This is a genomic window from Aeromonas sp. FDAARGOS 1414 (assembly GCF_019047065.1).
Lineage (GTDB): Bacteria > Pseudomonadota > Gammaproteobacteria > Enterobacterales > Aeromonadaceae > Aeromonas > Aeromonas veronii_A.
Genome location: NZ_CP077210.1, coordinates 3601995 through 3621032, shown reverse-complemented (window position 1 = coordinate 3621032; position 19038 = coordinate 3601995). Strand labels below are relative to the sequence as shown.

The following is a 19038-nucleotide window of genomic DNA, read 5'->3' as shown; positions in this document are numbered from 1 at the left end:
GGATGATTACAGCTTGATCCAGGCATCGCTCCAGTGGCTGCCGGTACCCGGTGCATAGTGGCCGGTCGAGCCGCCACACCAGCCGCTGTAGGGCCAGGGTTTGCACTCGTAGTCGCCACCGGCATTGCTGACCCGTTCGCCACTCTGATAAGCGGTGCCCGCAACATAGGTCGGGTAGCTGCCGTTACCACCGTCACTGTCACCACCCGGTGCCTGTTCCACCAACGCCAGGGTGAAGCGGCGCTCGAAGCCCTGCTTGCTCCCCTCAGCCATGCCCGCCAGCAACAGCTCGTAACTGCCGGCCGCTAGGCCCGACTGTGCCAGCTGCAGGGAACCCTGACCATCGATCAGGGCGCTGCCGGTGGCGGCCGGATTGCCATCCTGCAACAGGGTCGCGGTGACGGTCACCGGGTTGGCGGTGGTCAGCGTCAGGCTGAAGTCGAGCGCGCCGTTGACGATGAGATATTCGGACGCCAGATCGGTGACGGTGAAGTCACTGCTGCTACCGGTCGTGGGCAGGATGAAGTCCCCGCTCAGGTAGGTCAGACCGGTCCAGCCAGAGCTGGTCAGCCAGTGTTTGCCATTGGTCTGATAGACGTTGGGCAGCTGGGTGCACTGGTTGTTGTCATTGACGAAGCCGATACCGTAAAAGCCCGCCACATTCTTGTAGCAGAGCTGGCGACCATTCTGGTGCAGCACTGGCTGATCCAGCTTGCCCTTGTGGTGGAGTGACAGCCAGTCAAACTGGTTGATGGCCGAGACCAGCGGCACAAACTGGCCATCGGGCTGACGATAGCGGATCAGGGAGCCGGCATCGCAGAGCAGACCATCAGCCCGCTGTTCGACGTACCCGTAGTACTGTTCGCCATCCTGGAAGGTGAACCGGCAGAGATTGCGTTTCTCCGACTCTTTGAGGATCCAGCCCATCAGCAGTCGCTCCTGATTGGTCAGGGCCGCCAGCTGCCCAACACTGAAGTCGCTGCCGTTGGCTACCCAGCCTTGCGGCATGGTGGAGAATTGCATGAAGTAGTGGTCGGTATAGTACATGTGGCTGTCAGCGCGGTGCTTGCGAGCCCCCTGGCTGACCGAGTTGTAGCGATAGATGTCGTTTTCCGGCTTGTGGAAGCCGTTGAGATCATCGTCCAGATAGGGCAGGTCGCCCTTGCGGATATGGTAGTTGGCCATGCCCGTCATCAGGGGATGCCAGCCGTGGCTGCCACGGGCAAACGCGCTCTCATGGCTGTAGGACTTCCCATCGAAGCCGTGGCCAAATTCGTGGGCAATGATGCCCCAGCTGCCGTAGTAGTGGCTGACAAAGTTAAAGGTATCGACCCCGGTGATGCCACCACTCCCCAGCCCGCCCCCCATGGCGGTGATCCCCAGGTTGAGGTAGGGGCGCTTCATCAGGCTGTGGTAGTAGTAGTCATAATCGGCTGCCGTAAAGATCCCGTTCGGCACATAGCTGTTGCCGCCATTGCCGAACATCTCGTAGCCGTTCACCGTCTTGAAGTTGTACCAGACGTGTTTGAACTCCTCGGTCGAGACCATGTAGGCCAGGTTGGTGGCGATGATCAGCCACTCGCGGGCGTAGAGGGCATTGATGGGGCGCCAGGAGCCGCTGGTGTTGGTGGCGAAGCGCACGTTCCAGCTTGGCTTGAGGCGTGCCAGCTTCTGGGCAAACAGATCCGAGTTGGAGCTGAACCTGTGCTCGAACTGGGCTGGCAGATTGATGCTGTTGTCGAGCAGGTTGTTGAGATCAAACACTCCGTCGCGGCTGGCGCTGTTGAAGCGTCCCTGCTCGCCAAAGGCGCTCAATGGCAGGGTGATTTGGGCATAGGCGGGCAGGCGATCGAGCTGGCCCAAGATCAGCCACTTGTTGATACCGTTCAGGCGTGACTCGATATTGATGTCATGCAGCTCTCTGGCGGCATAGTTGGTGATGCGCACCGTGTCGTTATCAAGCAGCTCGGTCTTGACCAGCGAATTGATGTTGACCGAACGCTGGGCGCGATCGATCAGCACCTCGTAGGGTTCGTCATTGCGCAGTATGTAGCTGACTGCGGTCGGCATCAGCTGATCGAAGATCAGCGGGCGAGCCGGCAACTGCTCGTCGGCCGTGAAGCTGATCTCCTTGCTCAGCAGCTGGTTGAAACCCAGACCGCGCTCGTTGGCGGTGACAAGCGCCGAGCCCGCCAGCTGGAGATCTTTCAGCGCCGCCACGGGCTGCTGGTTGATCTCCCGAACAGTAAAGGTCGGGTTCTTGAACTGAAAGTCGTTGGCGATCAGGGTATCGGCATCATGCCATTCGATGCGGTCCTTGAAGTTCACCACCAGCCGATCGCCATCCATGTCGATTTTTTGCAGATTGCTGTCGGCGATCACCTGCTCAGGCGCCAGCGGGGTGTTGCTGGCGATGGCATCAGCCAGTTTGCGCAGGTCATAGATGTAGTAGTTTTTGCCGGAGGTGTGGGCCAGGAGATAGTCACCCACCTGATAGAGTTGCACCAGACGGTGGCTGTATTTTCCTTCAAAGGCGAGCCGACCGGCGATGGGGGTTTTGAGGCTGTTCTCCGGCGTCACATCCTGCTGGCGGTAGACCTTGATCTCGCTCAGCGCATCGGCCACCAGCACGTAATCCTGATTGGCAAAGACGGCCTGGGCGCGGTGCAGGCTGTTGCTGCCGGAATCTCGGCCGGTTCCCAGGGTGGTGACATGGCGATGCTCGTCGGCCAGATCGAAGATATCGACCCGGTGCGAGTAGCGCGAGACCACGTAGAGCTGGTTGTTGCGGACAAACAGTTCGCTGACCTGGTTGTAGGCCGTGGTACTGCCGGTTGCGGTGCCGCGGATCTCGCCAATCTGCTGGCGGCTCGGGATATCGATAATGGCCACATGGCCCGGATTGCCGTTCTGGCTGACATAGAGCCGATCCTGATAGCGCTCGACCGCCGTGATCAGGCTGGCGTCCAGCCCCAGCTGGTCGGCCGTCAGCTCCTCGCCTTTGTCCAGATATTGCAGCGAGGTGGCAAACGAGTTGACGCTGCAGGAGCTGGTCTCCATCACCACCCGGGGGCGTTCGCCATTCTGGATCTGGCCGTGGGGGAAGTACTCCAGCAGACAGCCGTTGCCGTAGTCATAGTTGCCAAAGCGTTTGTTGACCGCTACGACCCCACCGTCGTACCAGGTCAGCTCCCACTCCTCATCGAAGAAATCAAAGACGTTACGAATGGCTGTTTCGTCGAAAAAGTGGGGTTTGGGCAGATCGAACAGGATGTGGTTATCCGCCGTCAGCGGGTAGAGCAGGCCGTTGATGGCAAGGTGGCGCTTGCCATCCTTGATGATCACGTCCTGCTCGTCAGCCGCACTCTGATGCAGCGCGGCGAGGCGTGCCGTCATCTGTTCGTAGTGCTCCTGATAGGTTTGTTTGAAATAGGCTTGTTCGCGCTCATCGGCCACGACATGGGCCGACAGCAGCAAACCGAGCAGGGTGGCAAGCTTGGTGGTTCTTGGCATGGTGATTTCCTTATCTTGGTTGTTGTTGGATGTTTTTGGGTGGTTGGCAAGCATGTAAAAGAGAGGGGCTAACCCGTCCGGGTCAGTGCATCCTGCCCATCGGCAGCGTGGCCGACGGGCAGGATATGGGCGGGGGCCTGTCGGCCCCCGTTAGTGGTTGGGGCAAGGTCAGAGCTTGATCCAGGCATCGCTCCAGGCAGAGCCGGTACCCGGCGCATAGTGGCTGGTCGAGCCGCCACACCAGCCGCTGTAGGGCCAGGGTTTGCACTCGTAGTTGCCACCGGCATTGCTGACCCGATCACCGGCCTGATAGCCGGTGTTGGGGGCGTAGGCCGGGTAGTCACCTTCGCCACCGCTGCTGCTTTCTTCGGTCAGCGCAACCGGGAAGCGCTGCACCACCGGCTGCTGGCCGTCAGCCAGACCGGTGATCACCACTTCGTAGCTGCCATCGGTGACATTGCTGCCCTGCAGCACCAGGGTGCTGGTGCCGTTCACCTGGCTGCTGGTGGTACCGTGGCTGAGTCCGCTCTGCTCCAGAGTTGCGGTGATCTGTACCGGGTTGGCGGTGGTCACGTTGAAACGGATGCTGACCTGACCGTTGACTATGGTGTACTCGCTCGCCATGGCGCTGACGGTGAAGTCGCTGCTGCCTTCGGCGGGTGGCGTTGTGCCGCCGCAGTCGCTGTCGCCCTGTACGCGCCAGACGCCCCAGTCACCCGTGGTGCCCGGCTCTTCGTTCTGGGTCCACCAGCCAGCCAGCCAGTTCTTGCCGTTGTGGCTGACGATGTCGCCGCCCACGTAGACCTTCTTGGCATCCCAACTGTTTTCACAGACGGCGCCCTGCTCCCTGACGGTCACGTTGCGCTGCTGGGTTACCTGCTGACCGGCGCTGTCGCTCACCTGATAGGTGAGGGTGTAGCGGCCGACCTTGCTGCTGTCGACGTTGCCGCTGACCTTGATTTGGGCGGTCAGGTCGCCATCTTCTTCATCATGGGCGCTGACGCCGGTCATCGGATCGAAAGCGGTACCCAGTTCCAGCGTGGTGTCGGTGACACCGCTGAACACCGGCTTCATGCTGTAGACCTCGATGGTGCGTACCTGCTCGGTGACGTTGTTGTCGCGATCGCTCACCTTGTAGGTGAGGGGGTAGAGGCCGATGCGCTGGCTGTCTACCGATCCTTCCACCTGGATCTGGCCAGTCAGGTCGCCATCTTCCTTGTCGTTGGCGCTGACCCCGGCCAGCGGATCAAAGGCAGTACCCTGCTTGATGCGGGTATCGCTCAGGCCGCTGAACACCGGCTTGCCGTTGTCGACCGGGGGCGTGATCTCCTGATCGTGGATGAAGGGGCCGTAGCTCTTTATGAAGGATTCGTTGTAGGACTGACCGGCGGCGTTGCGGCCCATGTCCCAGTTGATGGACCAGGTCATCACGCCACGCAGCGGTTGCCCCTCGCTCTTCAGGCGGTTGAAGGCGTTGTAGAGCTTCTGCGGATCCTGCACATAGCCAGTGGCTGCGGCGTCAATGTTGGTCGGAATACCGAACACCAGCTTGTCATGGGGGATCTTGTAGAAGCCGCGGGTACCGTTGCTCAGCGAATCCGCCATGTAGTAGATGAACTCTTCTTTCAGGGCATCGTTGTTCTGGGCAATCCAGCCGATGCCATCGATGTAGATACCGTCGCCACCCTGGTTGTAGAACTGGGGGTTGATCCAGTCGTAGTACCCTTCCAGATTGCGGATATAGGGGATGTAGGCGCCAGTCTGGGTCAGATAGGGGAACTCCGGCGCCATGGTGATGAGGAAGTTTTTCCCCTGGGCGCGGTAGTGATCCTTGACCAGACGCAGGGCTGCCGGGATCACGGTCTGGTTGTCGGCGGCGGTGATGGCGGCCTGTTCCAGATCGATATCCAGCCCGTCGAAGCCGTAGGTCTCCACCAGACGGATGATCTCGTCGGCAAAGGCCTGCTCCTGACCCTTGCGCAGCTCGATGTGTGCATCGGCACCGCCCAGCGCCAGCAGCACGGCTCGGCCCTGACGGTTCAGCTCGGCGATCTGCTCGATAAACTGGCTTTCGCTCATGCCGATGGCCGGGTCGAGTTTGAAGGTGGGGATGGGATCGCTGCCATAGACCTTCATGAAGGAGACATCGACCACGTTGTATTGCGGGTTGACCTGATCGAGCTTGACGCAGGGGGCGATACCGCCCTTGTAGCCCGAGCCGTCACACCAGTTGTGCCAGTAGCCGACCACTACGCCGGACTGGGGGTTAACCATCGCCTGACCGGCACTGGCGGCATATGCCATGGGGGTGCCCATGCCGAGCAGGCAGCCAAGCAGGGATAATTTGAGTTTGTTCATCGTCTCTCCGTACGGTGCAAATGGGGCGTCGGTTGTGACCGGACGTCCCCGGGGGCAGCCCCGCTGTCATAGGTGTTTTCCCTTAGACCGGTGGCTTTGCGTCGCGCCCTTTCGGGTCACTTTGCCTTTTTCACCCGATTTCTGTGCAGCACAGAGAATCAAGTGACCTGCATGGCAGGTTACCTATGATAGATGCTTGAAAATAAATTAATCAATAGTTGGTTTTGATTCTAATTGACTGAAAAATATTGATAATTTGTTACAGTTACCACATCTTGTCCGTTTCCATGATTGAGCATGACGGCACTTGGCTGGCAGCTGTGGCGCCGGTAAATGGCGGCTTTTTGCCCCTTGAAAGTAGCGATAAGAGCCAAAAAAGGCCCACAGATTCATCCTGTTACTGGCTGTTGATGGCAAAACTGCAGCAACGGCAGAGATCCGGGTCGCAATGGCTGGAAAAGTACAGGGTTGCGGCGGATTCCCGCTTGATTATTGCGTGGCTTGGCCACATGTTAGAAAGCCATACAGAGCTGCTAAAGCGGTCTGTTCAAGACCAAACAAGAGGTAACCGGGATGAATAACCCTTTGCTGACAATGGATTCACTGCCCCCTTTCAGCCAGATCAAGCCGGAGCAGGTTCAGCCTGCCGTGATTCAGGCGATTGCTGACTGCAAGCAGAAGATCAGCGATGTGCTGGCCCAGCGTGATCCCCATACCTGGGATAGCCTGATTGCCCCGCTGGAAGAGGTAAATGACCGCCTGTCACGGATCTGGTCACCGGTCAGCCACCTCAACTCCGTACTCAACAGCGAAGCGCTGCGCGAGGCCCATGACGCCTGCCTGCCGCTGCTCTCCGAATTCCAGACCTATGTCGGTCAACATGAAGGGCTCTATCAGGCCTATCTGGCCCTCTCCCAGAGCGATGATTTCCCGCTGCTCAGCGGCGCCCAGCGCAAGGAGATCCAGAATACCCTGCGTGACTTCCGCCTCTCCGGCATCGGTCTGCCTGCCGAGGCGCAGCAGCGCTACGGCGAAATTCAGGCCCGCCTCTCCGAGCTGGCCTCCCGTTTCAGCAACAACGTGCTGGATGCGACCCAGGGCTGGCACAAGCTGGTGGTTGATGAAGCCGAACTGGCTGGTCTGCCCGAGAGCGTGCGTGCCGCTGCCCGTCAGATGGCTGAACTTAAAGGCAAAGAGGGGTGGCTGTTCACGCTGGATATCCCTTCCTACCTGCCGGTGATGATGTACGCGGACAACCGCGAACTGCGCGCCGAGATGTATGAGGCCTTCACCACCCGCGCCTCCGATCAGGGCCCCAATGCGGGCAAGTGGGACAACTCCGCCATCATGAGCGAGCTGCTCACCCTGCGCCGCGAACTGGCCCAACTGCTGGGCTTTGCCAACTATGCCGAGCTCTCCCTGGCCACCAAGATGGCGGACAAGACCGAACAGGTGGTGAGCTTCCTCACCGATCTGGCGGCCAAATCCCTGCCGCAAGGCAAGGCCGAGCTGGAGGAGATCCGCGCCTTCGCCGCCGAGCAGCATGGTCAGAGCGAGCTGGCCGCCTGGGATCTCGCCTACTACGCCGAGAAGCTCAAACAGCACAAGTTCTCCATCTCCGATGAGCAGCTGCGCCCCTATTTCCCTGCCAACAAGGTGGTGAAAGGGTTGTTCGAAGTGGTCAAGCGGGTGTTCGGCATGAAGGTTCGCGAGCGCCTCGGCATCGACACCTGGCACCCTGACGTGCGCTTCTACGACATCTTCGATGCCGACGACGAGCTGCGCGGTAGCTTCTATCTCGACCTCTATGCCCGCGAGCACAAGCAGGGCGGGGCCTGGATGGATGTTTGTTTGGGTCGTCGCTACCGTCAGGATGGCTCGCTGCAAAAGCCGGTGGCCTACCTGACCTGCAACTTCAACGGTCCGGTGGATGGCAAACCTGCGCTGTTCACCCACAACGAAGTAGTTACCCTGTTCCACGAGTTCGGCCACGGCATTCACCACATGCTGACCCGGGTCGATGTGGCCGGCGTGGCCGGCATCAACGGCGTGGCCTGGGATGCGGTAGAGCTGCCGAGCCAGTTCCTCGAGAACTGGTGCTGGGAGTCCGAAGCACTGGCCTTTATCTCCGGCCACTACGAGACCGGCGAACCGCTGCCAGCCGATCTGCTGGAGAAGATGCTGACCGCCCGCAACTTCCAGGCTGCGATGCAGATGTTGCGCCAGCTGGAGTTCGCCCTGTTTGACTTCCGTCTGCACCAGGAGTTTGATCCGGCCAATCCGGCGCAGCTTCCGGCGCTGCTGGATGAGGTGCGCAGTCAGGTAGCAGTGATGACGCCACCGGCGTTCAACCGCTTCCAGCACAGCTTCTCCCACATCTTCGCGGGCGGCTATGCGGCGGGCTACTACAGCTACAAGTGGGCCGAGGTGCTCTCTGCCGATGCCTTTTCCCGCTTCGAGGAGGAGGGCATCTTCAACCCGGCCACCGGACAATCTTTCCTGAAGAATATTCTGGAGAAGGGGGGCTCGAAGGAGCCGATGGAGCTGTTCCGAGCCTTCCGTGGCCGTGAGCCCAAGGTGGATGCACTGCTGCGACACAGCGGGATCGCTGCCTGAGATTCCTGACCCGCCGCCTGTGTGAGCTTCAAGCAGGTACACTGTTTTGCGGCATAGTGGGATCGAGTCGTGATTTCTGCGACAAAAAGGGACCTTTTGGTCCCTTTTTTCAAGGCTTTTTAATATCTTGCTGATTGCATATTTGCACTGCCCACGGCTCTTCAGTAGAGTCGTGTTCTAACCTTCAAGGAGAGAAAGCCACTTGCCATGAGGCGAGCACTCGATTCCGTCTATCAAATCATCTCCAGTCTGGCTCATTCGAGCGGCCAGGGATATTTCGATACCTTTGTGAGTGAAATCGCCGCTGCTGTGATGGCTGATGTCGTCCTGATCGCCAGCAGGGAATCAAATGCTACCCACCTGACGGTTCAGACCGCCTATCCCTCCTCCCTTGACACCGATGCCCTGACGCTGCCACTGACTGACTCTCCCGATGCCATTACCTGGCAGGAGGGGGAAGCCTGGTTCAGCGATCGTCTGCTTCAGCTCTTTGCCAACGTTCCCCTTGCACAGGAGTGGCAACCTCAGGCCTATGCCGGGATTGTCCTCAGGAATGCAGATGGCGAGACCATAGGTATCTGCGCCCTGCTTTATCGTCAGCCGCAGGCCAATATGAGCAAGGTGATTGGGTTACTCCGGTTGCTGGCTCCGTTGGCGGGTCGTGAGCTGGCGCTGATGCTGCAACGACAGCTGCCCCCCCCTCTGCCTGAACCGTCCCATGCATTGCAGAGCATGCTGTTCCAGGCTCCGGTGGGGATCGGTAAGCTGGATCTGGCTGGCCGTATCCTCTGGGCCAACCCGGCCATCGAGCAGATGCTTGGCTATCCCCTCGACGAGTTGCTGCAGCGATCCATCTCCGACATCAACCATCCCGAGGATTGGCAGGGCAGCCTCGTTTGCTACGAAGAGATCCGCCGTGGCGAGCGCAGCAGTTTCACCCGGGAGAAGCGCTACTTCTGCAAGGGGGGGCAGATCCTGTGGGGGCGGGTAACCGTCACCCTGATCCGTGACAAGCAGCAGCAGCCGGACTACCTGATGGTGCTGCTGGAGAATATCGATCCTCTCAAGCGCCATGCGGAGCAGCTCAAGCTCTCCCACCGGGTCTATGACAATCTCTCCGAGGCGATCCTGGTCTGTGATGCCGATAGCCGCATCATCTCGGTCAATCCGGCCTTCGAGCAGATCACCGGCTACAGCAGTGACGAGGTGCGAGGCCAGCGCCCCAGCCTGCTCAAGTCGGGGCTGCACGATCAGACCTTCTATGCCGACATGTACCACGCGCTGGAGCGGGTGGGGGTATGGCGTGGTGAGGTGTGGAACAAGCGCAAGAATGGCAAGCTCTATCCACAGCAGTTGATGATTAGCACCCTGCGGGAAGGGGGCAGGATCAGCCAGTACATCGCCATCTTCAGCGACCTCTCCCAAACCAAACTGGCCGAGCAGAAGATCGCTGCACAGGCCAACTATGACAACCTCACCAGCCTGCCCAACCGCTGGCTGTTCAGTCGCTGTCTCAGCCGCTTCTGCGAGCGGGGCGAGCGCTTTGCGCTCATGGTGCTCGACCTCAACAACTTCAAGGCGGTCAACAACAGCATGGATCACCATGCCGGTGACGCCCTGTTGCGGGAGGTGTCGGACCGGCTGGTGAGCCGGGTGCGCACCGAGGACCTGGTGGCCCGCATCGGTGGTGACGAGTTCGCCTTTCTGGTGCCAGGCATCGTCACCCGTCGTCAGGCCGAGGTGTTTGCCAAGCAGGTTATCGGTAGCTTTACCCGTCCCTTTATGCTGGCCAACCAGCATCTCTATGTTACGGCAACCGTGGGGATGACCCTCTGCCCCGTCGATGGTAGCGAGAGTGACGAGCTGCTGCGAAACGCCGAACAAGCGTTGTTTGCCGCCAAGCGGCAGGGGCGGTTGATCGGTACCTACTGCTCCTCAATGCGGGAAGAGGTGCGTCAGCGCCACCAGATGCAACAGGATCTGGCGGAGGCGATCAAGCTGGAGCAGTTAACCATGGCCTACCAGCCGATCTGGGACAACCGCAGCGGTCGGGTCGCCAAGCTTGAGGCGCTGGTGCGCTGGTATCACCCCCAGTGGGGACAGGTGTCGCCAGCCGAGTTTATCCCGCTGGCGGAAGAGGCGGGGTTGATTCAGGGGCTGGGTGCGCTGGTGTTGTGGCAATCATGCCGGGATCTGGCTCGGTTGCAGCAGTCCGGCTTCCCTGATCTGCAGATGTCGATTAACCGCTCCACCATGGAGTTCCAGACTATCGACCCTGAGGCGAGCGAGTGGCTCAAGGTGATCCAGCACTTCGGGCTCGATCCTGCCGACATCGTCATCGAAATCACCGAATCTCTGCTGATGGAGAGCAGTGATCAGCACAGGGTGCGGATCGATGCCCTGCGCGAGGCGGGTTGCAAGCTGGCTATCGATGATTTCGGTACCGGCTACTCGGCCCTCAACTATCTGCGCTCTTTCCCGGTGGATCTGGTCAAGATCGACCGCTCTTTTGTGCGCCATATCCCCTTCAACGAGCAGGATCGGATGCTGCTGGACGGCATCATCAACATAGTGCACAACCTCGGTATGCAGGTGGTGATTGAGGGGGTAGAAACCCGCGAGCAACTCAACTTCCTCTGTCAGAAGGGATGTGCCTTCACCCAGGGTTATCTGCTCAGCCGCCCGCTGGCCTATGACGATCTCACCGAATATCTGCAGCTCAATGACAAGGGGATGTTTCTGCAGATCAGTTAGGGGGTTTACTCCTTCGATGTCATCTCTGCCTGCTTCGTTTGCAGTGTCCGGTAATTCTCGCCGAGATAGCGCAGATAGATGCGATCCAGTACCCCTTCATCCAGCATCTGTTGCAGCGCCTTGTTGTAGGCAGGCAACAGGTCTGCTTTCTGCTTGCCAAAACAGAGGTAGAGCGGTGTCGAGTCGATAAAGGGGGTGAGGGGGCGGATCTTGACGTCCTGCTCCCTGGAGAGGATGGGGGCCGAGAAGTAGTCGAGGATGATGAGGTCAACCCGGCTCTTTTCCAGCATCAGTAGCAGCTGTTTGTCGGAGTGAACCTTGATGGGCTCCCAGCCAGTGAAGTTCCTGATCTTGGCCGTGTAGTCATACCCCCTGACCATTCCTACTTTCAGCCCCTTGGCCATCTCCCACGAGAAGTTCTGTAGCGGACTGTCACTGCGCACATAGGCGGCCAGCGGATAGAAGGCGGTAGCAAGATCAGAGTGGTAGCAGCCGGGGAGGGGGGCATTGTCGAGGATGCCATCAGCCAGTTGGGTACTCACATACTGTTCGCAGCGCCCCCACGGCAGTTCGAGCAGGGTTAGGGTCATTCCGAGGCGTCTGGTTGCTTCCTGATGGATCTCCACCGATATCCCTTCCATCAGTTTGCCCTGTTCGGCGTAGGAGAAGGGGGGCCAGTCTACACCGCATACCTTGAGACTGGTGCTGCTCTGGGCGGCAAGCAACAGGGCTATCAGCAGCTGCATGGGATTCTCCGGGATATGAGGGGGGTTGTGGTACACTCGCTTCACTGAACTTAGAACGCATCCAGAGACCATGCAAATCCTCCTCGAAGACCCCGCCAAGGCCGCGCAGGCAGACGCGCTGGCCAGCCAGCTTGGCCAAATCGACCTTCCCCTGTTTGCTCTGGTGTTTACCCCGGAGCGGCTGGAGTTGCGCAAGCTGGATGAGCCCAAGCTGGGGGCCGTCTATGTGGATTTCGTCGAAGGGGCCGTCGCCCATCGCCGCAAATTTGGCGGCGGTCGTGGCCAGTCCATCGCCAAGGCAGTGGGGCTCAAGGCCGGCGCCACACCGACCGTAGTGGATGCCACTGCCGGACTGGGGCGTGATGCCTTCGTTCTGGCTTCTCTTGGTTGCAAGGTGACCCTGATCGAACGCAGCCCTGTGGTAGCCGCCCTGCTGCAGGATGGTCTGGCTCGAGCCGCCGAAGACCCGGAGATTGGCCCCTGGGTGCGCGAGCGGATGCAGTTGCTGCACGGCCCGGCGGTGGAGACCTTGCTAGGGCTAACCGAGCGGCCTGACGTCATCTACCTCGACCCCATGTTCCCCCACAAACAGAAGTCGGCGCTGGTGAAAAAAGAGATGCGGGTGTTTCAGTCGCTGGTGGGGCCGGATCTTGACGCCGATGCCCTGCTGCCGGCGGCGCTGAAGATGGCACAAAAGCGGGTAGTGGTGAAGCGACCGGACTATGCTGGCTGGCTCAATGAGCACAAACCCAGCATGGCTATCGAGACCAAGAGCAACCGCTTTGACGTCTATGTGATGGCGGCGCTGGCGGGATAACGCCGCACGCGAGGGGTAAAAGAAGAGGGCCAACCCGATGGGGTTGGCCCTCTTGCCATCTATTGGCCGTCGGCTGGGGCCGGCGGGGTAAAGCGGATCAGTTTTTCCTCCCCCTGCCAGCTGAGCACCATGGTGACCAGCTCCGCCAGACTGAGCCGTTCGCCACTGTGCAGCAGCAGGTACTCGATCCCTTCTCTGGCCTCGATGGTGCGGATCTTGTCCGCCCACTGACGTCCGTCCCGACTGGTCAGCGCGACCGGCAACTGCCAGCTGGCGGCGATCTCCAGCCAGTCGTAGAGATCGCAACTGATGGGTTGGTAGGTGTTCATGTGCGGGTTGCCCTCTTGTCGCCGGTTACTGGAAATTGATGATGGTGGCGGGCGCCACCACCGCCTGGGCTTTCTGCACCTGTTCCAGTTGCAGCGGGTCGCCAGCCAGTGCCGGATCGTCCTCGTGGCCATTGCAGACCAGCGCCAGATCGTAGCTACCGAGATTAACAAATCCCAACTCGTAACCAAAGCCGCCACCGCTTTGCGGCAACACGGGCGCGCTGGCATAGAAGCCGTTGTCGCTGTCCGCCATGTCGGGGTAGTTGTCGTCACTTCTGGGTTGGTAGAAGTAGACGAAAGCCTTGTCGGTCAGCAGGCCGCCACACAAGCCAGCTGCTACCGTGCCCCTGACGATGGTGACCTGGGTGTTATTCACCAGCCGCACCCCTCTGGGCTTGAGCTTGTAGTACTGCTCGTGGCCGGGCAGCACCATGGCCTGGCGCAGGTCGAACTCGGTGGTGAAGGCGCTGAGGCCGTTTGCTGCGATGGTGAAGGCATCCAGCTTGAGCTCGCTGCTTGGCACTTCCAGCGGCTTGATCCCCCCATCATCCCGTTTGACGTAGGAGTAGGGGGTGCCATTCAGAAATTGGTTGCTGACCTCCCGTCCATCCAGTATCCGCAACCTCATCTGGCTGTAGTCACCGGGCATCACGCTCTGACCGGACAGCAGGAGGCGACTGGCGGATCCTTGATAACTCAGCAGGTCGATGTAGGTGAACTGCGGCCGGTCTGCACTGTCGAGCGGTATCGTCTCGCCGCTCGGGGTGCAGCCATCGTCCTGGGCCGAGGTGAGAAAACTGGCGGTGGTCCAGATCTGTTCGTTGCCGGCGACGGGGTGGATGCTGATGTTGGCGACGGCGATGCAGACCTTGCTGACCGCATCCACCGGGGCGTCGGAGAAGGCCAGCGAGAGCTGGGCTGGTTGTGGTTGGCTATTGCTGTCGCCACCACCGCCGCAGGCGGTGAGCAGGGTGGTCAGTCCGATCAGAGTCAAGGATTTCATGGCGTCCATTCCGGTTGGTTATGAAGACACCCCAACTCTAGTCGAACGTTGGTCATGAAGGGGAGGCTGGGCCCAGACGCAAGGGCGGGATCTGCCCGTCAGCCCAATAACATCAAGGTGCAGGCCTGAGTAGCACCAGTGTTGGCAGCGAAAGAGATTTTCGGAACGCCGGGGCACTGATTGGGCGTGGCCCAATCAGGCTTCCAGCAGGCGGGTGGGCCAGCCCATCTTCTGCTGGCGCTCTACCTCGAGGCGCAGCTCGCTGGCGCGCAGGTAGTGCTCGTCCAGCCACCCCTTGGGCAGGGTCAGGGTCAGTGACTCCTCTTCTGCCTGCAGGGTGAAGCTGGGCACTGTGCCCTGGGTACGGCGCATGCAGAGGATCAGCGCGATGCGCAGGATACGGGCCAGCCGGATCGCCTGACGACCGGTGACGGCACCCTGTTTCTCCAGTGGTTCCAGCTTGAATTCGTCCCGCTGGTTGAACAGCAGGGCCGACAACAGCTTCTTTTGCGCGGGAGTAAAGCCCGGCATGTCGATGTTGTCGATGATGTAGGCGGCGTGTTGCGGCGCCTTCTTGTATTCGATACAGAGGCCGATCTCATGCAGCAGGGCGGCATAACGCAAAATCGGGCGACCGTAGCGTTTGGAGAGTCGCCAGGCCGGTTGCAGCTGGTTGAACGCCTCGACGGCGGTATCGCGCACCCGTTCGGCGTGCTCTTTATCCAGCTGATAGCGGCTGATCAGGCTGTCGGCGGTGCGATCCCGGGCATCACAGTCGTGATTGTTGCCGAGCAGACCGTAGATCAGTCCTTCACGCAGGGCGCCCCCCGCGAGGGTCATGCTCTCGATATCGAGTGTTTCGAAGATGGCGATCAGGATGGCGAGGCCGGAGGGGAACACGGTCAGCCGCTCGGCCGCCAGCCCTTCCAGTTGCAGCCGGTCGAGCTTGCCGCAGGCGATGGCCTGACCCATCAGCTCCTGCAGTTTCGGCAGGGTGACCCGTTCGCTCTTCCCTTGCGCCAGCATGATCTCTTGCAGCGCCTGTACCGTGCCGGAGGCGCCGACACATGTGCGCCAGCCGAGGGCGCGGTAATCTTCTGCCACCTTCTCCAGCACCGCCTTGGCGGCAGCAATCGCCTGCTCGAAACGGGCTTCAGAGAGCTCGCCATCACCGAAGTGATTGTTGAGCCAGGTGACGCAGCCCATGTGCAGGCTGTTGAGCAGTTTTGCTTCGCTATGTTCGCCGATCACCAGTTCGGTACTGGCACCGCCGATGTCGATCACCAGTCGGTTGCCTTCCCCGGCAGAGGTCCAGGAGACCCCTTCATAGATGGTCTTGGCCTCTTCCTCGCCCGAGATGATCTCGATGCTGTGGTTGAGCACCCGTTCCGCTTCGCTGAGGAACTCGTCGACGTTGGTGGCAAGCCGCAAGGTTGCGGTGCCCACCACCCGGATGTTGTCGGCCGGAATGTCCTGCAACTGCTCGGAGAAGAGACGCAGGCAGTCCCAGCCCCGCTCCATGGCGGCACGGCTGAGACGAAATTCCGGATCGAGCCCGGCTGCGAGGCGAACCTTGCGCTTGACCTTGGCGACGGTGCGCAAGGCACCGGCGACCTCGCGCACCACCAGCATATGAAAGCTATTGGAGCCGAGGTCGATAGCGGCATAGAGAGGCGAGTTGTGCAACGGGCCTATCCTTTAGCTTTTGCGCGGCGGACGACGACGGTTGTTGCTGTTGCCACCGCCCTGGCGATCCCGCATGTTGCGGTTCACCGGCTGACGGTTGCGGAACACCCGTTTCGGCGGGGTAACGTCATCCAGCAGCGCTTCGCGATCATATTTGCTGACTGGAATGGCGTGGTGGATGTACTCCTCGATGGCCGGCAGGTTGAAGGCATAGTCTTCACAGGCCAGGCTGATGGAGTGACCGCTCTTGCCGGCACGACCGGTACGACCGATACGGTGTACATAGTCCTCTGCGTCGTCGGGCAGGTCATAGTTGAAGACGTGGGTCACGTCAGGGATGTGCAGACCACGGGCGGCCACGTCGGTGGCGACCAGAATATCGAGCGCACCCTTGGTGAAATCCTCGAGGATCTTCATCCGCTTCTTCTGCGGCACGTCACCGGTCAGCAGACCGACGCGGTGGCCGTCGTTTTCCAGCCAGGCGTGAACGTCTTCACAGACATGCTTGGTGTTGGCGAAGACGATCGCTTTTTCCGGCCACTCCTCTTCCATCAGGGAGAGCAGCAGCAACATCTTGTCTTCATTGGAGGGGTAGAACAGCTCCTCCTTGATCCGCACGCCGGTCATCTGCTCAGGCTCTACCTGCACATGTTCCGGATGGTTCATGTGTTCGTAGGCAAGCTCCTGCACGCGCAGGGAGAGGGTTGCGGAAAACAGCATGCTCAGACGCTCGGTCGCGGGCGGCATGCGGCGGAACAGGAAGCGGATGTCCTTGATGAAGCCCAGATCGAACATGCGATCCGCTTCGTCCAGTACCACGACCTGAATGTTGCTCAGATCGATCACCTTGGACTTGAAGTAGTCGATGATGCGGCCGGTGGTGCCGATCAGGATGTCGACGCCCTGCTCCAGCACGGCCAGCTGCTTGTCGTAACCTTCGCCACCGTAGGCGAGGCCGAGTTTCAGGCCGGTAGAAGCGGCGATGCTGTCGGCATCGTTATAGATCTGTACTGCCAGCTCCCGGGTGGGTGCCATGATGATGGCTCTGGGTTGATTTACCAGACGGGGTTTGGTCAGCGGGTGGGTAAGAAGATAGTTGAAGGTGGCGGCCAGAAAGGCGATGGTTTTGCCGGTGCCTGTCTGAGCCTGACCGGCGAGGTCATGACCTTCTACCAGCAGTGGCAGAGACAGTGCCTGGATGGGCGTGCAATAGTGAAATCCCTTTGATTCCAGACCAGCCAGAACTTCGGGTTCGAGGCCCATTTGGGCGAATTTGTCGGTCGTTAAGTGTGTTTTGCTCATGGCGGTAGGTTATCAGGTTAGGCTTGCAATAATAAACAGGATCATTTCAAATAGGGCAACTATTGCCTTTGTTGATATGTCAATAAAGCCTTAATTACTGACTGGAGTTGGAGATGAGTGACAAGATTGTTCAGCTGAGCGATGCCAGCTTCGAGGCAGATGTAATCAAAGCCGATGGCGCCGTTCTGGTCGACTTCTGGGCCGAGTGGTGTGGTCCGTGCAAGATGATTGCCCCGATCCTGGAAGAAGTTGCCCAAGAGTACGAAGGTCGCGTGACCGTAGCCAAACTGAACATCGACCATAACTCTGATACTCCGCCCAAGTACGGCATTCGTGGTATCCCGACCCTCTTGCTGTTCAAGAATGGCGAAGTGGCAGCGACCAAGGTCGGTGCACTGTCCAAGACTCAGCTGAAAGAGTTCCTGGACGGCAACCTGTAATAATTAAAGAGGAGCGCATTGCAATAATGCGCTCCTTGTGTTTTATCACCTAGACGCTCATCCCGATTGGTGCTAGTTTATCGCTCGTTTGCTAACCTTTTTGCCTGACTCTTTGCTAACCACAGCCTGGCAATCAAATCCGATCAGCATCAATCCAGCAGACTGTCTCCTCATTTCAATCCTTGCTTACAGACTTTCACCACTATGAATCTGACTGAATTAAAGAACACTCCTGTGTCCGAGCTGGTCAAGCTTGGCGAATCCATGGGGTTGGAAAATCTGGCTCGGGCGCACAAGAAAGATATTATTTTTGCAATCCTCAAGGCGCACGCCAAGGGTGGTGAAGATATCTTTGGCGACGGTGTGCTGGAAATCCTGACCGATGGTTTCGGCTTCCTGCGCAGTGCAGACGGCTCCTATCTGGCAGGCCCTGACGATATCTACGTCTCCCCGAGCCAGATCCGCCGCTTCAACCTGCGTACCGGCGATACCATCTCCGGCAAGATCCGGCCACCGAAAGAGGGCGAACGCTACTTCGCACTGCTCAAGGTCAATGAGGTCAACTACGACCGTCCGGAAAACTCCCGCAACAAGATCCTGTTTGAAAACCTTACCCCCCTGCATGCCAACGAACGTCTGCGCATGGAACGGGGTAATGGCTCTACCGAAGATATCACCGCCCGTGTACTGGACCTGGCTTCCCCCATCGGTAAAGGCCAGCGTGGCCTGATCGTGGCGCCGCCCAAGGCCGGTAAGACCATGCTGCTGCAGAACATCGCCCAGAGCATCGCCTACAACCACCCGGACTGTGAACTGATCGTTCTGCTGATCGACGAGCGTCCGGAAGAGGTGACCGAGATGCAGCGGATGGTGAAAGGTGAAGTGATCGCTTCCACCTTTGACGAGCCTGCTTCCCGTCACGTTCAGGTTGCCGAAATGGTGATCGAGAAGGCCAAGCGTCTGGTCGAGCACAAGAAAGATGTGGTGATCCTGCTGGACTCCATCACCCGTCTGGCTCGCGCCTACAACACCGTTATCCCGTCATCCGGCAAGGTACTGACCGGTGGTGTGGACGCCAACGCCCTGCACCGTCCCAAGCGCTTCTTCGGCGCCGCGCGTAATGTTGAAGAGGGCGGCAGCCTGACCATCATCGCCACCGCGCTGATCGATACCGGCTCCAAGATGGATGAAGTCATCTACGAAGAGTTCAAGGGTACCGGCAACATGGAACTGCACCTCTCGCGCAAGATTGCCGAGAAGCGTGTCTACCCGGCCATCGACATCACCCGCTCCGGCACCCGCAAGGAAGAGCTGCTGACCACTGGTGACGAGCTGCAGAAGATGTGGATCCTGCGCAAGATTGTCCACCCGATGGGCGAGATCGACGGTATCGAGTTCCTCATCGACAAGCTGGCGATGACCAAGACCAACGACGAGTTCTTCGACGCCATGCGGCGCCAGCAGAAGTAAGTCC

The 19038-nt window shown here is 59.5% G+C and carries 12 protein-coding genes and 1 riboswitch; of the genes, 5 read left to right on the top strand and 7 right to left on the bottom strand.

Features of this window, described 5'->3' with window-relative positions:
* Positions 1 to 6 precede the first annotated feature (6 nt).
* Positions 7 to 3513, bottom strand: a complete 3507-nt coding sequence (locus I6L44_RS16365) for a hypothetical protein (protein WP_216952444.1) — start codon at positions 3511 to 3513, stop codon at positions 7 to 9.
* A 168-nt stretch (positions 3514 to 3681) separates the two neighbouring features.
* Positions 3682 to 5871: an immunoglobulin-like domain-containing protein gene (locus I6L44_RS20590; RefSeq protein WP_216952443.1), complete on the bottom strand. Its 2190-nt coding sequence runs from the start codon at positions 5869 to 5871 to the stop codon at positions 3682 to 3684.
* Between the two features lie 50 nt (positions 5872 to 5921).
* Positions 5922 to 6007: riboswitch (cyclic di-GMP riboswitch) on the bottom strand.
* 437 nt (positions 6008 to 6444) lie between these two features.
* On the opposite strand from I6L44_RS20590, the gene prlC reads away from it, so the two are divergent.
* Positions 6445 to 8487 (top strand): oligopeptidase A, encoded by a 2043-nt coding sequence (prlC, locus tag I6L44_RS16355; protein ID WP_216952442.1) that lies wholly within the window; start codon positions 6445 to 6447, stop codon positions 8485 to 8487.
* Between the two features lie 207 nt (positions 8488 to 8694).
* Positions 8695 to 11241, top strand: coding sequence for a bifunctional diguanylate cyclase/phosphodiesterase (locus tag I6L44_RS16350; RefSeq protein ID WP_216952439.1), 2547 nt, complete (start codon positions 8695 to 8697; stop codon positions 11239 to 11241).
* Between the two features lie 5 nt (positions 11242 to 11246).
* Here the strand turns inward: I6L44_RS16350 and I6L44_RS16345 are convergent, their stop codons facing one another.
* On the bottom strand, positions 11247 to 11987 hold the full coding sequence (locus I6L44_RS16345) for an ABC transporter substrate-binding protein (RefSeq protein WP_216952438.1): 741 nt from the start codon (positions 11985 to 11987) through the stop codon (positions 11247 to 11249).
* A 70-nt stretch (positions 11988 to 12057) separates the two neighbouring features.
* Between I6L44_RS16345 and I6L44_RS16340 the strand changes: the two genes are divergently transcribed.
* Positions 12058 to 12804 carry a class I SAM-dependent methyltransferase gene (locus I6L44_RS16340; RefSeq protein ID WP_216952437.1) on the top strand — a complete coding sequence of 249 codons (747 nt, stop codon included), beginning with the start codon at positions 12058 to 12060 and terminating at the stop codon, positions 12802 to 12804.
* A 59-nt stretch (positions 12805 to 12863) separates the two neighbouring features.
* On the opposite strand, the gene I6L44_RS16335 is transcribed toward I6L44_RS16340, so the two are convergent.
* The 4 genes from I6L44_RS16335 to rhlB all read right to left on the bottom strand — a co-directional run bounded on the left by I6L44_RS16335 (position 12864) and on the right by rhlB (position 17124).
* A complete protein-coding gene (locus I6L44_RS16335; protein ID WP_216952436.1) occupies positions 12864 to 13133 on the bottom strand; it encodes a Rho-binding antiterminator in 270 nt (89 codons plus the stop codon).
* A gap of 25 nt (positions 13134 to 13158) precedes the next feature.
* On the bottom strand, positions 13159 to 14136 hold the full coding sequence (locus I6L44_RS16330) for a DUF4382 domain-containing protein (protein ID WP_216952434.1): 978 nt from the start codon (positions 14134 to 14136) through the stop codon (positions 13159 to 13161).
* Between the two features lie 195 nt (positions 14137 to 14331).
* A complete protein-coding gene (gene gppA, locus I6L44_RS16325) occupies positions 14332 to 15822 on the bottom strand; it encodes a guanosine-5'-triphosphate,3'-diphosphate diphosphatase (protein ID WP_064339043.1) in 1491 nt (496 codons plus the stop codon).
* A 12-nt stretch (positions 15823 to 15834) separates the two neighbouring features.
* Positions 15835 to 17124 (bottom strand): ATP-dependent RNA helicase RhlB, encoded by a 1290-nt coding sequence (gene rhlB, locus I6L44_RS16320; protein WP_005339414.1) that lies wholly within the window; start codon positions 17122 to 17124, stop codon positions 15835 to 15837.
* 113 nt (positions 17125 to 17237) lie between these two features.
* Here rhlB and trxA point away from each other — a divergent pair, with 113 nt between their 5' ends.
* Both trxA and rho read left to right on the top strand, forming a co-directional pair.
* Entirely contained in the window at positions 17238 to 17564 is a 327-nt protein-coding gene (trxA, locus tag I6L44_RS16315; protein WP_005339416.1) for a thioredoxin TrxA, read from the top strand.
* 204 nt (positions 17565 to 17768) lie between these two features.
* Entirely contained in the window at positions 17769 to 19034 is a 1266-nt protein-coding gene (rho, locus tag I6L44_RS16310; RefSeq protein ID WP_005342418.1) for a transcription termination factor Rho, read from the top strand.
* The last annotated feature ends 4 nt before the right edge of the window (positions 19035 to 19038 follow it).

What these genes read in the sequence shown, in the direction of transcription:
- I6L44_RS16335 (WP_216952436.1), bottom strand. Translation starts at nt 13,133, where the DNA reads ATGAACACCTACCAACCCATCAGTTGCGATCTCTACGACTGGCTGGAG.
- trxA (WP_005339416.1), top strand. Translation starts at nt 17,238, where the DNA reads ATGAGTGACAAGATTGTTCAGCTGAGCGATGCCAGCTTCGAGGCAGAT.
- I6L44_RS16330 (WP_216952434.1), bottom strand. Translation starts at nt 14,136, where the DNA reads ATGAAATCCTTGACTCTGATCGGACTGACCACCCTGCTCACCGCCTGC.
- I6L44_RS16345 (WP_216952438.1), bottom strand. Translation starts at nt 11,987, where the DNA reads ATGCAGCTGCTGATAGCCCTGTTGCTTGCCGCCCAGAGCAGCACCAGT.
- rhlB (WP_005339414.1), bottom strand. Translation starts at nt 17,124, where the DNA reads ATGAGCAAAACACACTTAACGACCGACAAATTCGCCCAAATGGGCCTC.
- I6L44_RS16340 (WP_216952437.1), top strand. Translation starts at nt 12,058, where the DNA reads ATGCAAATCCTCCTCGAAGACCCCGCCAAGGCCGCGCAGGCAGACGCG.
- I6L44_RS16365 (WP_216952444.1), bottom strand. Translation starts at nt 3,513, where the DNA reads ATGCCAAGAACCACCAAGCTTGCCACCCTGCTCGGTTTGCTGCTGTCG.
- I6L44_RS20590 (WP_216952443.1), bottom strand. Translation starts at nt 5,871, where the DNA reads ATGAACAAACTCAAATTATCCCTGCTTGGCTGCCTGCTCGGCATGGGC.
- I6L44_RS16350 (WP_216952439.1), top strand. Translation starts at nt 8,695, where the DNA reads ATGAGGCGAGCACTCGATTCCGTCTATCAAATCATCTCCAGTCTGGCT.
- prlC (WP_216952442.1), top strand. Translation starts at nt 6,445, where the DNA reads ATGAATAACCCTTTGCTGACAATGGATTCACTGCCCCCTTTCAGCCAG.
- rho (WP_005342418.1), top strand. Translation starts at nt 17,769, where the DNA reads ATGAATCTGACTGAATTAAAGAACACTCCTGTGTCCGAGCTGGTCAAG.